We start from the raw sequence: 12576 nt of genomic DNA on the forward strand, positions 1-12576 counted from the left end.
GGCCGGGTGCTGCTCCCCCGGCTCCCGGCCCTGCCGCTCCCCTGCCCTCCCGTGGCAGGGAATCCCTATCAGGGCGTAGCCATTACCGTCTCGACGCGCGTGCGGCCGGCTGCTTCAATCGCAGGTATGGATGCAGTGCGACACCCCCTCACGCGGCGACGTCACGTCGACCTCGCGCGGGTGTGCAGTGCCTCCTGTCGACCCTGCCGCTGAGCCCTTCCGGGCGCGCTCGCCCCGCCTCGTGCGCAGGTATCCGCCGGTGTCCGGCGCCCTGTGACGTCTTTGTGGCGCCCTGCCGAGCCGCCCCGTTTGTGGCGCCCTGCCGAGCCGCCCCGCACGCGCCGCGTCTTCCGTGACGCCGGCCCGCCGTGCCACCCGGCGCACTCACCGCACCCGCGGAACTGTCGCCCGCCGCCCCGCACGTCTCCGCTCACCGGCCCCTGCGGCCGCGTACCCAAAGGATTTCCGCCATGGCCACCGTCCTCACGCTGACCGGCAGCGCCTCCGCCCCCGGCTCCTCCCGCACCGCGCGTCTCGTCCAGCACCTGAGCCGCGAACTGACCGCGCAGGGCCACCAGGTGCACAGCCTCGACGTCCGCACGCTGCCCGCCGAAGCCCTCCTCGCCGCCGACACCTCGCACCCCGCGGTGGCCGACGCCGTCGCGCTCGTCGAGCGTGCCGACGCGCTGCTGGTCGGCACGCCCGTCTACAAGGCCGCCTACTCGGGCGTCCTCAAGACCTTCCTCGACCTGCTGCCGCAGTACGCGCTGCGCGGCAAGAGCGTCCTGCCGCTGGCCACCGGCGGCTCCCCGGCCCACGTCCTGGCCGTCGACTACGCGCTGCGTCCCGTCCTGACCTCGCTCGGCGCCGACGTCGCCCAGGGCTGGTTCGTCCTGGACCGCCACATCACGGCAGCCGATGACGGCACCGTCTCGCTCACCCCCGACGCGGACGCCGGTCTCGCGCCGGTCGTCGCCCGCTGGCGGGACGCGCTCGCTAAGCCGCAGCGGCTGGCCGCGGCCTGAAGGCCATCGGCTTTCCCTTCCGCGCCGGCCTCCCCGATACCCGTGGCGGCGGCCCCACACCCGCCGCCCGGCACGCATGTGCACCGAAAGGCACGTCCCATGCCCCGCATCCCCGCATCCGCCGCCGAGGCGATAGCGCGCGCCCGTCAGATGGCCGAACGCCTCGCCGTCGACGACGCACGCCGCGATGCCGAGCGCACCCTCCCGTACGACGAGGTCCGCGCCCTCACCGAAGCCGGCCTGTTCACCCTCACCGTCCCCCGCGCGCACGGCGGGCCCGAACTCGGCGCCCGCAGCCTCGGGGAGGTGTTCACCGAGCTGACGGCCGGAGACGCGAGCGTCGGCCAGATCCCGCAGAACCACTACTTCTTCGTCAACGTCCTGGCCCATGCCGGCACCGAGGAGCAACGCGCCTTCTTCCACGCCGAGATCCTCGCCGGCCGCCACTTCGGCAACGCACTCTCCGAGCGCGGCACCCGCACCGCCCGGGACTTCGCCATCGGCTTCGCGCGGCAGGACGACGGCAGCCGCGTCCTGGAGGGCACCAAGTTCTACGCGACCGGGACGCTGTTCGCACACTGGATCACGGTCTACGCCAACGACGAGGAAGGCCGCACGCACGCGGCCTGGGTGCCCGCCGACCATCCCGGCGTGCACATCGAGGACGACTGGAACGGCATGGGCCAGCGCACCACCGGCAGCGGCACCGTCCGCTTCGACCGGGTGCGGGTGCCCGCCGAACACCTCGTGCCGGTCCACACGATCTTCGAGAAGGACGAGGTGTTCGGCGCCTTCGGCCAGTACCTGCACGCCGCCATCGACACCGGGATCGCCGTCGCCGCGCTGCGCGACGGCAAGCGGCTGATCCACTCGCTGGCCCGCCCGCGGCTGGAGACGGGGGTGGCGCGGGCCGCCGACGACGATGCCGTCATCGACGGGTTCGGCGCGCTGGCGCTGCGGGTCCGCGCGGCACGTGCCCTGCTGCGCGAGGCCGGGGACGCCCTGGACGCCGCCCGCGCCGAGCCGACCGCGGAGCAGGCCGCCGAGGCGTCCGCCGCGGTGGCCGCCGCCCGCGCCCAGTCCGACGCGGCCGCCCTCGCCGTCTCCAGCGGCATCTTCGAACTCATCGGCACCCGCGCCGCCGACCGCGACCTCAACCTCCACCGGCACTGGCGCAACGCCCGCACCCACACCCTGCACGACCCGCGCCGCCTCAAGCTGCGCTACCTGGGTGCGTGGGAGCTGAACGACACCCCGCCGCCGCGCAACGGCCTGGTCTGAACCCACCGCAGAGGACATCGCCACCCATGACCCTGACCTTCCACTGGTTCCTGCCCACCAACGGCGACAGCCGGCACATCGTCGGCGGCGGCCACGGCGTGCCCACCGGATCGGCCGGCGGCGACCGGCCCGCGAGCCTCGCCTACCTCGGCCAAGTCGCCCGTACCGCCGAACAGTTGGGCTTCGAAGGCGCACTGACCCCCACCGGCGCCTGGTGCGAGGACGCCTGGCTGACCACGGCGATGCTCGTCGAGGCCACCGAGCGGCTGAAGTTCCTGGTGGCCTTCCGGCCCGGACTCGTCGCACCCGCCCTCGCCGCCCAGATGGCGGCGACCTACCAGCGGCACTCCGGCGGCCGCCTGCTGCTGAACGTCGTCACCGGCGGCGAGGACCACGAGCAGCGCGCCTACGGCGACTTCCTGGACAAGGACGCGCGCTACGCCCGCACCGACGAGTTCCTGCACGTCGTCCGTGCCCTGTGGCGCGGCGAGACCGTCGACTTCCAGGGGCAGCACGAGCGCGTGGAGCAGGCCCGCCTCGCCCGGCTGCCCGACCCGGCGCCGCCCGTCTACTTCGGCGGCTCGTCGAAGGCGGCCGGCCCGGTGGCCGCCCGGCACAGCGACGTCTACCTCACCTGGGGCGAGCCGCCCGCCCAGGTCGCCGAGAAAATCGGCTGGATCAGGACGCTGGCCAGGGCCGAGGGCCGCGAGGTCCGCTTCGGGATCCGACTGCACGTCATCGCCCGCGACACCGCCGAGGACGCCTGGGCGCAGGCGCACCGGCTGCTGTCCGGCGTCGACCCGGCCGTCATCGAGAACGTGCAGCAGGGCCTGGCCAGGTCCGGCTCCGAGGGGCAGAAGCGCATGCTGGCCCTGCACGGCGGCTCCACCGACCGCCTGGAGGTCTACCCGAACCTGTGGGCCGGCATCGGCCTGGTGCGCGGCGGCGCGGGCACCGCCCTGGTCGGCTCGCACGCCGAGATCGCCGACCGCATCGCCGAGTACCACGCCCTGGGCATCGACGAGTTCGTGCTCTCCGGGTACCCGCACGTCGAGGAGGCGTACTGGTTCGGCGAGGGCGTGCTCCCGCAGCTCGCCGCGCGCGGCCTGTGGCAGCACCCCGACGCGGCCTCCCACGACGAGACGCCGGCGGCGGTGCCGTTCGCTTCGTAGGGGATAGTGTCTGGCGGGTACGGGAGGCTCCCGGAACCGACGAATTCCGGGGGCGCACCGTGGTGAGTTGTTCAAGCCGCGAGCAGTTCGGACAGACGCTCGGCTGGGAAATCCCGGCCGAGCGTCTCGCTGCGCTCCTGGCCACAGCCAGTTGATCACTTGTGTTGGAACGACCTCTCGAATTCGCCTTTTGCCGGGGCGGGGCTGTTCTTGTCGTCCTAGAGCACGGCTAGTCGCGTGTTGCCCCGTCCGGCCAGACCACCTCGACCGGCACTCCGGCACTCCGCGCGTAGGCCACCACATCCGCCGTGCCGCCATATCCCCGGGCCGGTTGGCCGTCCCACACGGCAATGAGCCGGTCAACCAGCCCTACAAGGATTTCGCTTCCGCGCATGTGCGCTCGCGAGGTCGACTCGCGCTCGCCCGTGTGATGTACCTCGGTCGCCTGCGCGAGCAACGCGTCATGGGTGGCGTGGTGCGATTCCGGTAGGCCGGCGCGGTATTCCTCAGCCGGAACGACGACTTCGAGCCTGCCACCGTGGTCGAGAACAGCCTCGGCGAACCACGCGTCAGGGCCGTCAGCGATGCACGACACCCCGCACAGATCGTCCACGTCATACACCTGCAATGCGGTGTCCAGGCGGTCGCGGACTTGCAGTTGAGTGAATGCACTACCCGAAGCCGGGAAGGAAACGCCTGATCGACAACCGCGCGAAGCAGCCCCTCTGCTCCCAGCGATCCGGGTCGCCGCGCGAAGCGGACCCGCTCAGTGCAGGGGCCCGCGACTTCGCCCCCCTCTTCCCAACTCCCCCCAGACGTCCCGCCATGTCAGCCCCGAGGCGTAGCGGGACGGCCGAACGCCGCGGGCAGGAGAGCGGCGGCCGGCAAAACCCAGCGGGGCACCGGTTCCGCCTGGGCTCCGGGGGACTTCGACATCCGCCCCCTCACCCCCGCCGATGCCGCGCCCCCGGATGGCCGGCAGGCAGCCGGTCGCCGCGGCCGAACAGCTTCTGGCGGAGGGTGCCTTCGGTGTACTCGGTCTTGAGCAGGCCGCGTTTTTGCAGCACCGGCGCCAGGTGGTCGGCGAAGTCCGCGAAGGAGCCGGGGGTGGTGACGTAGGAGAGGTTGATGCCGTCGATGCCCGCGCGGCGCCACTGTTCCAGTTCGTCGGCGATCCGCTCCGGCACTCCGGCCACCGGCCGCGTCCAGGCGCGTGCCCGCAGTGCCTCGCCGAACGTCCAGGTCTTGTCGGGCGCGCCCTCCACCAGGGAGCGTACGAAGCCCTGCACTCCGTTGGTGTCGATCTCGCCGACCGGTGCGTCGAAGTCGACTTGGGATAGGTCGAGTTGGAGGGAGCCCGACAGGTGGGCGGCGAAGCCGTCGAGGCTGGTGTTGTCGCGGTAGGCGGCCAGTTTGCGCGCGGCCTCCTCCTCGGTGGAGCCGATGATCAGCGTCAGGCCCTGGAAGAAGAGGATGTCGCCGGCGTCCCTGCCGTGCGCCACGGCTCGCGCGCGCACGTCGTCGACCTGAGCCCGCGCGCCCTGTGGCGAGATCGCGCCGAGGAAGACGGCCTCGGCGTTGCGGGCCGCGAACTCCCTTCCCCGCTCGGATGATCCGGCCTGGAAGAGCAGCGGGGTCCGCTGCGGTGACGGCTCGGAGAGGTGGGGGCCGTTGACGCGGTAGAAGCGGCCTTCGTGGTGGACGTCGTGGATCCGGTCGGGGTCCGCGTAGACGCCGCGCGCCCGGTCGCGGACCACGGCGCCCTCCTCCCAGCTGCCTTCCAGGAGCTGGTAGAGGACGTCGGTGTACTCCTCGGCGCGGTCGTAGCGCTCGTCGTGCAGGGGCAGTCCGTCCAGGCCCAGGCCCTTGGCGGCCGACTCCAGGTAGGAGGTGACGACGTTCCAGGCGACGCGGCCCTTGGTGAGGTGGTCGAGGGTGGACAGGCGACGGGCGAAGTTGTAGGGCGGCTCCTGGAGGACGGACTGGGTGAAGGCGAGACCGAGGTGCTCGGTGGCCTGGGCGAGGGCCGCGACCAGCAGCGACGGATCGTTCACGGGGATCTGGAGGCCCTCGCGTACCGCCGTCTCGCGCCCGCCGCGGAAGGTGTCGTACGTGCCGATGACGTCCGCGAGGAACAGCGCGTCGAAGTGGCCGCGCTCCAGGGTGCGGGCCAGGTCCACCCAGGTGTCCAGGTCGGTGTAGGAGGTCTGGCGGGTGTCGTCGCGCGCCCATTGGCCGTGGTTGATGTGCGAGACGCAGTTCATGGCGAAGGCGTTGAAGCGCAGCGGTTCGAGGTCGGTCATCGGGTGGCTCCGGAGGGGGTGAGGGGGCGTACGGCGTCCAGGAGGGCGCGGGTGTGGGGGTGGGCGGGTGCCGCGAACACGGCGGCGGCCGGGCCCGCTTCGACGATCCAGCCGTCCTGCATCACGAGCACGTCATCGCTGGTGTGCTGCACGACACCCAGGTCGTGCGAGATGAAGAGGTAGGCGAGGCCGAAGGCGTCCTGGAGTTCGGCGAGCAGGTCGAGGACCTGGGCCTGTACGGAGACGTCGAGCGCCGAGACGGGTTCGTCGAGGACGAGTACCGAGGGGCGCGGCGCCAACGCCCGTGCCAGGGCAGCTCGTTGGCGCTGTCCGCCGGACAGGTGCAGCGGGTGGCGGTCGAGGGTGTCGGCCGGGAGTCCGACTTGGGCGGCCAGTTCCCGGGCGCGCCCGGCCGCCTCGGCGGGGCCGGGTGTCCGGTGGCCGGGACGGTGCAGGCGGACGGCGTCGGTCAGCGTGCGGCGCACCGTCCAGCGCGGGTCGAAGGCCGACAGGGGGTCCTGGTGGACGAGTTGGATGTGGTGGCGGAGGTGGCGGCGGGCCTTTTCGGCGGGCGCGCTCCACTCCTCGCCGTGCAGGGTGACGGTGCCGCGGTCGGGGCGGGTCAGGCCGAGGGCGATGCGGGCGGTGGTGGACTTGCCCGAGCCGGACTCACCGACGATGCCCAGGGTGCGTCCGGCGGCGAGCGCGAAGGACACGTCGGCGACGGCCGTCCGGCCCCGGTAGGTCTTGTGCAGTCCTTCGGCGGCGAGGACCACGCCGCGCGGCCGCTCCCCTTCCGGCTCGGGCAGGGCCGGCCGTGGCGCCGCCGACAGTCGCGCGCCCTTGGGGTGCAGGGCCGGGTCGGCGGCCAACAGGTGCCGGGTGTAGGCGTGTTGCGGGTCCTGGAGGACGTGGCCGACGGGCCCCTCCTCGACGATCTCGCCGCCCCGCATGACCGCGACCCGGTCCGCGAGGCGCCGCACCACCGCCAGGTCGTGGGTGATGAACAGCAGGCCGCGCTCCCGGCTGCGGGCGGCGGCCAGCAGGTCGAGGATCTGCGCCTGCACCGTCGCGTCCAGGGCCGTCGTCGGCTCGTCGGCGATCAGGAGCGGCGGGTCGAGGGCGAGCGCGGAGGCGATCAGGGCCCGCTGGCGCAGGCCGCCGGACAGTTCGTGCGGGTACTGGGCGGCCCGCAGCGCGGGGTCGGGGATGGCTACCTGTTCCATGACCTCGCGCACCCGCGCGCGCCGTGCGGCACGATCGCCGTAGGCATGCAGCTTCAGCGCGTCCTCGATCTCCTTGCCGACCGGCCGCAGCGGGTCGAGCGAGACCAGGGCGTCCTGGAGGACGAAGCCGATGCCACGGCCACGTATCCGCCGCCGGCGCCGCTCGCTCCAGGCGCGGACGTCCTCGCCCTCCCATTCCAGGCGGTCGGCGCGCACCCGGGCCCCGGGTCCTGTCAGGCCGACGAGGGTGCGGGCGGTGACGCTCTTGCCCGAGCCGGACTCGCCGACCAGGGCGAGGGTCTCGCCGCGGTGCACGGTGAGCGAGACACCGCGGACGACGGTACGGCCGCCGAAGCCGACCGTCAGGTTCCCGGCGTGGATCAGCGGCACGGGCTGCGCGGACGCGGGCGGCGGAACGGGTTTCTCCGGTGTGGGCATCAGCTGCTCCTCGCGTCCAGCCAGGCTTGCAGTCGCCGGCCGATGACGGTGGTGGACAGGGTGGTCAGGACGATGAACAGGCCGGGGAAGAACGAGGTCCACCAGGCGTACTGCAGGAAGGTGCGGCCGTCGGCGAGCATCGCGCCCCATTCGGCGGCCGGCGGCTGGGCGCCCAGTCCCAGGAAGGACAGGGACGAGGCCCACACCACGGACTGGCCGATGCCGAGCGTGGCGAGGGCGGCGAGCGGGCGCAGCACGTTCGGCAGGACGGTGCGCCGCACCACGCGCAGCGGCGGATGGCCCAGGCCGCGGGCCGCTTCTACGTAGCCGGAGCGGACCACAGTGGTGGCCTGGGCGCGGATCAGGCGGGCGTATCCCGCGGCCTCGCCGATACCGACCGCGACGGCCGCGGTGACGGCTCCGGTGCCGAACACCGCGATGAACAGCAGCGCGAGCAGCAGCCCGGGGAAGGCGAAGAGCACTTCGAGTACCCGGCCGACCGCGAAGTCGGCGCGCCGCCCGCCGAGCGCCGCGGTCAGGCCGAGCGTGATGCCGAGGGTGAGCGAGAGGGCGGTGGCGCCGAGGCCGATGAGCAGCGACTGGCCGGCGCCGTGGACCAGGCGGGTGTAGACGTCGCGGCCGTTCTGGTCGGTGCCGAACCAGTGGGCGGTGGAGGGGGGTTGGAAGAAGTCGGCCGGTCTGATGGCGTCGGGTGCGTAGGTGGTGAGCAGACCCGGCGCGAGGGCGGCCGGCACGACGAGGGCGAGGAAGATCCCGGCGGCGGTGAGGCCGGGGCGTATCCGGCGCACAAGCGGCTCGGCCTGGGCGGGGGCGGTCAGGACGGTGGTCACGTGTCACAGCTCCCGGGGCGTGCGGATGCGCGGGTCGACCACCGCGTGGAGCAGGTCGACGGCGAGGTCGACGAGGACGTACACGGCGGCGATCAGCAGCACGATCCCGGTGACCAGCGGCAGGTCGCGGGCGAGTACGGCGTTGAGGAGGGCACGGCCGATGCCCTGGCGCGCGAACACGGACTCCACCACGACCTCGCTGGAGAACAGCGCGCCGACCGCCCAGCCCGACAGCGTCAGCGGCGGCAGCAGCGCGTGCCGCAGGGCGCGGCGGGCGCGCACCGCTGCGCTGCTCATGCCGCGCAGCCGTGCCGAGGTGACGAACGGCTGCTCCAGCGCGGTCAGCAGGGCGCCGCGGGTGACCTGGCCGAGGTAGCCGGCGAGGGGCACGGCGAGGGTGAGGGCGGGCAGGACGAGCCCGGCGATGCCGGTGCCGCCCGCGACGGGGAACCAGCCGAGCCGGAACGCGAACACGTACAGCAGCACCACGCCGAGCCAGAAGTGGGGCAGCCCCGCGGCCACCGTCTCCAGGCCGGAGCCGAGGGCGCGGCCGAGTGCGCCGCGGCCGGTCGACAGGAGGACCACGGCGCCGGCGAGCAGCCACGCGAACAGCAGGGCCAGCGCGGTGAGTTCGATGGTGGCCGGGAGCTGCTGTGTGATCACCCCGGCGACCGGTTCCTTCAGGGACGTGGACACACCGAGGTCCCCGGTGACCAGCCGTCCGATGTGGTGCAGGTACTGCGCGTACAGCGGCTGGTCGAGTCCGTAGGCGTGCCGGATGGCGGCGATGGTCTCGGGGGTGGGGTTGGCGCCGGAGCCGCCGCCGAGCAGGACGAGTACCGGGTCGCCCGGCACCAGGTGCAGGGCGAGGAAGGTCACGGTGGCGGCCGCCCACAGGACGAGGGCGGCGCCGGCCGGCCGGACGCCGTAGCGGCGCAGGCGGGCGACGGTGGCGGTCATCGGGCGTTCACCCACGCGTCGTAGAGGTAGGGCAGGGACAGGGCGGGTTCGAGGGCGGCGCCGCGGACGCTCGCGCGGTGCGCGGCGAGCCGGGTGGTCTGCGGGTAGAGGGTCAGCTGGTAGGCGCCGGCCGAGATCAGCTGCTGCGCCTTGCCGTACAGCCGCCGCTGGCTGTCCTGATCGGTGGTGGCCTGCGCGGTACGCAGCAGCCGGTCGATGGCGGGGTCCTTGGCGTAGGAGGCGTTGGAGTGGATGCCGTGGTGTACGGCGTACTCGCTGCCGAAGACGGTGTGCAGCACGTCCGGGGTGTTGGTGTTCCAGTAGCCGTCGCGCAGGTCGTAATCACCGGCGAGGTAGCGGGTGTTGACGGTGGCGGCGTCGAGTCCGAGGAGTTCCAGGTCGAAGCCGACGTCCTTGGCGGTGGCCTGGATCTGCTCCATCAGGGCCAGCTGGTTCGGGCTGATGTCGGACTTCAGCAGGACGTCGGCGCTGAGCCTGCGCCCCTTCCTGATGCGGTATCCGGCGCCGTCCCGGTGTCCCCAACCCGCCTTGTCCAGCAGCGCGTCGGCCTTCTTCGGGTCGTGCGGCCAGGCGTTCTCGTACCCGCCCGCGTAGTCGGGGGTGACGTAGCTGAGCGGGCCGCCCGCGCGGCGGTACTGGCCGAAGAAGACGCTCTTGAGGCCGTTGACCACGTCCGCCGAGTACAGGAACGCCGCGCGCACCCGACGGTCGTCGAAGGGGGCACGGGAGGCGTTCAGGGCGAGATTCGTCGGGTTGCCCGGCCGGTCGCGGACCACGGCCTTCAGGCGGCTGTCGCGTTCGGCGGACGCCTGGTCCTCCGGCGGCAGCGCGTCGATCACGTCGGCCTGCCCCGACTGCACGGCGGCGAACCGGGTCGCGGGTTCCGGGATGAACCGCCACACCACCTTGGCGAGGTGCGCGGGTCCGGTGTGCCGGGCGTACGGGGGCGGGGAGTTGTAGTGCGGGTTGCGGACCAGCTCGACGTCCGACTGCCGGTTCCACTTCTGCACGATGAACGGCCCGGTGCCGACCGGGGCCGCGCAGTTCGCTTCCTTGCCGCGCTCGATCGCCTTCGGGGACTCCATCCCGAGGAACGCCTGCGCGAGCATGTTGAGGAAGGGCGAGTAGGGGCGGTCCAGGTGGACGCGGGCGGTGAAGGCGCCGATGACCTCGGTGTTCTTGTACGGGGCGAGGTAGCCGCCCGCGGTGCCCGACTGGGTGGCGGGGTCCACCATGTGGTCGAGGTTGGCCTTCACGGCCGCCGCGTCGAAGCGGGTGCCGTCGGTGAAACGTACGTCGCGGCGCAGGTGGAAGGTGTACGTGGCGGCGTCCTTGGAGACGTCCCACGACGTGGCCAGCCACGGCCTGATCCGGCCGTGCGCGTCGAGGGCCACCAGCGAGTCGAGGAACTGCTGCGCCACGTACGCCTGCGGCATGTCGCCCGACACGTGGGGGTCGAGGCAGGTCGGCTCGCGGTCGGTGGCGTAGGTGAGGGTGCCGCCGGGCGCGGGCCGGTCGCCGAGCGGTGCGGTGGCGACGGCGCCGGCGCCGCATCCGGTGGCGAGGACGGTCAGGGCGAGGGCCGCGAGCGAGGTGACGGCTCGCCTGCGGGAGGGGGGCTTCACGGGCAACTCCGGGGAGGGGGCCGGGACGAGGGGCCGGAAGGCGGGGCGAGGGGTGGGGCGGGCGGTCAGAAGAAGCCGTTCAGCGGGGGCGGGGTGCCGTTGAGGAGCCAGTCGCCCGCCACTCGCGCCTTGTGGGCGACGGGGTTGTGCGAGGCGAGGGTGCGGGCGTTGCGCCAGTGCCGGTCGAGGTGGTGTTCGCGCAGCGTCGCCGAGGCGCCGCCCACGTCGTACAGCCGCTCCCCCGCGTCCAACGCGGCGCGTGCCGCTACCACTTGCACCTGCGACACCTGTACCGCCGTGTCGTGCAGGGCGTCGGGCAGACCCGCGACACCGTCATCGCCACGCACCGCCAGCGCCGCGTCGAGCGCGTCCGCCGCCCGCAGCACGGCGGCCTCGGCGGCATAGCCGAGCGCGGCGATCGAGCCGACCGTGTGCTGGACCAGCGGGTCGTCCACGGCGCGTGCGACCCCGGCGTGCTGCACGGGCCGCGCCTTGTGGCGCGCGTAGTCCACGGCATCGGCCACGGCGGCCTTGGCGATGCCGGTGTGCACGGCCGCCAAGTAGAGCTGGTAGTACGGGCCCAGATGGGTACGGCGCTGCCGGGCCGTCGCGTCGATGGCCACCTCGTCGGCGAAGGCGCGCACTCCCCGCAGCCGCGTCGTGCCGCTGGCGGTGGTCCGCTGGCCGAGCGCGTCCCAGTCGTCGGACAGTTCCAGGCCCTCGCGGTCGCGCGGCAGCACCACACGGACCCGGCGCTCCTCGCCGTCCAGGGCGATGGCGACGACGTAGTCGGCGAAGAGGGAGCCGGTCGAGTAGAACTTGGTGCCGTCGACCCGGAAGTGGTCCCCGTCGGCCGTGATGCGGGTCCGGATCTCCCCGGGGTGGGCCGTGCCCCGCTCGGACGCGGCGTTGCCGAACAGCGCGCCGCCCGCGACGACCGGGAACCAGCGCTTCCGTTCGGTCTCCGTGCCCTGGCTGATCAGCAGCTCCACGAATCCGAAGTGCGGGCGGAGTGCCTGCGCCACGTTGGAGTCGGCCTCGGCGAGGTCGATGACGACCCGGAACAACGCGGCGAGCGAACCGCCGCGCCCGCCGTACTCCACCGGCGCACGGAGCGCCCCCAGCCCACTGTTCCGCACCAACTCCACGCTCTTGTAGGGAAGTTCACGGCGGGCTTCGAGTGCGGCGGCATCGGCGCGAAGGCGCGCGGACAGTTCGGGAGGGAGGGCGGACGAGGGCATGCGGGGGCCTCCGGGGGCGGTGAGCGGGCACCCGGGCAGCGCCGGGCCCGGCCGCACACGCGGGCCGTACGGCATCGGACGGCCGTCGCGCGCGGGAAGAGGGGGAGGGAGCAGTGAAGAGGAAGGAAGAAGCAGAGCCGGAACGGGCGGCGCGGAAGCTACCGGAGACGCGCGCTGTCCACAGTGCGCTCAGGCCCGAGCGGCCGCCGAGGTACAGACGGCGCTGGAAACCCGCGACAGGTCGACATGGCGACGCCGCGTGAGTTCCTGCCGTTCCTCGGTCATGCCGCCGATTGAATCAGGCCGACCGCCCCCGGTCGAGACGGCTTTGACGAAACGGCTATCGGGATTCCCTACCAGCCGCACTCACGTCCCCGCCCACGACCTGCGGAAACGAAATCGCTGACAGGGAATCCCGCTCGCCCCCGCCCCG

Annotated in this window: 11 protein-coding genes; 3 read left to right on the plus strand and 8 right to left on the minus strand. The window is 73.1% G+C overall.

The annotated features are described in order from the left end of the window. Positions 1-470: 470 nt before the first annotated feature. The 3 genes from ssuE to LIU39_RS02625 all read left to right on the plus strand — a co-directional run bounded on the left by ssuE (position 471) and on the right by LIU39_RS02625 (position 3478). Positions 471-1025, plus strand: a complete 555-nt coding sequence (gene ssuE / locus LIU39_RS02615) for an NADPH-dependent FMN reductase (RefSeq protein ID WP_227044072.1) — start codon at positions 471-473, stop codon at positions 1023-1025. A 99-nt stretch (positions 1026-1124) separates the two neighbouring features. Beyond that, positions 1125-2306, plus strand: coding sequence for an SfnB family sulfur acquisition oxidoreductase (locus LIU39_RS02620; protein WP_227044074.1), 1182 nt, complete (start codon positions 1125-1127; stop codon positions 2304-2306). A 26-nt stretch (positions 2307-2332) separates the two neighbouring features. Next, positions 2333-3478 (plus strand): LLM class flavin-dependent oxidoreductase, encoded by a 1146-nt coding sequence (locus LIU39_RS02625; protein WP_227044075.1) that lies wholly within the window; start codon positions 2333-2335, stop codon positions 3476-3478. Positions 3479-3707: 229 nt separating this feature from the next. On the opposite strand, the gene LIU39_RS02630 is transcribed toward LIU39_RS02625, so the two are convergent. The 8 genes from LIU39_RS02630 to LIU39_RS35465 form a co-directional block, all read right to left on the minus strand. After that, complete coding sequence (locus tag LIU39_RS02630) at positions 3708-4136, minus strand: hypothetical protein (protein WP_227044233.1); 429 nt, start codon at positions 4134-4136, stop codon at positions 3708-3710. Positions 4137-4422: 286 nt separating this feature from the next. Next, positions 4423-5781, minus strand: a complete 1359-nt coding sequence (locus LIU39_RS02635) for an LLM class flavin-dependent oxidoreductase (protein ID WP_227044077.1) — start codon at positions 5779-5781, stop codon at positions 4423-4425. Next, entirely contained in the window at positions 5778-7445 is a 1668-nt protein-coding gene (locus tag LIU39_RS02640; protein ID WP_227044078.1) for a dipeptide ABC transporter ATP-binding protein, read from the minus strand. The genes LIU39_RS02635 and LIU39_RS02640 overlap by 4 nt, the downstream gene beginning before the upstream one ends. Continuing rightward, complete coding sequence (locus LIU39_RS02645) at positions 7445-8296, minus strand: ABC transporter permease (protein WP_308409336.1); 852 nt, start codon at positions 8294-8296, stop codon at positions 7445-7447. Before LIU39_RS02645 ends, LIU39_RS02640 begins: the two co-directional genes overlap by 1 nt. A gap of 3 nt (positions 8297-8299) precedes the next feature. After that, positions 8300-9256 (minus strand): ABC transporter permease, encoded by a 957-nt coding sequence (locus LIU39_RS02650; RefSeq protein WP_227044080.1) that lies wholly within the window; start codon positions 9254-9256, stop codon positions 8300-8302. Continuing rightward, positions 9253-10902: an ABC transporter substrate-binding protein gene (locus LIU39_RS02655; RefSeq protein WP_227044082.1), complete on the minus strand. Its 1650-nt coding sequence runs from the start codon at positions 10900-10902 to the stop codon at positions 9253-9255. Before LIU39_RS02655 ends, LIU39_RS02650 begins: the two co-directional genes overlap by 4 nt. A 65-nt stretch (positions 10903-10967) precedes the next feature. Then, complete coding sequence (locus LIU39_RS02660) at positions 10968-12143, minus strand: acyl-CoA dehydrogenase family protein (RefSeq protein WP_227044083.1); 1176 nt, start codon at positions 12141-12143, stop codon at positions 10968-10970. Between the two features lie 189 nt (positions 12144-12332). Beyond that, positions 12333-12428 carry a putative leader peptide gene (locus LIU39_RS35465; RefSeq protein WP_372463783.1) on the minus strand — a complete coding sequence of 32 codons (96 nt, stop codon included), beginning with the start codon at positions 12426-12428 and terminating at the stop codon, positions 12333-12335. Positions 12429-12576: the final 148 nt, after the last annotated feature.

Origin of the sequence: Streptomyces pinistramenti (genome assembly GCF_020564935.1) — a bacterium.
Lineage (GTDB): Bacteria > Actinomycetota > Actinomycetes > Streptomycetales > Streptomycetaceae > Streptomyces > Streptomyces pinistramenti.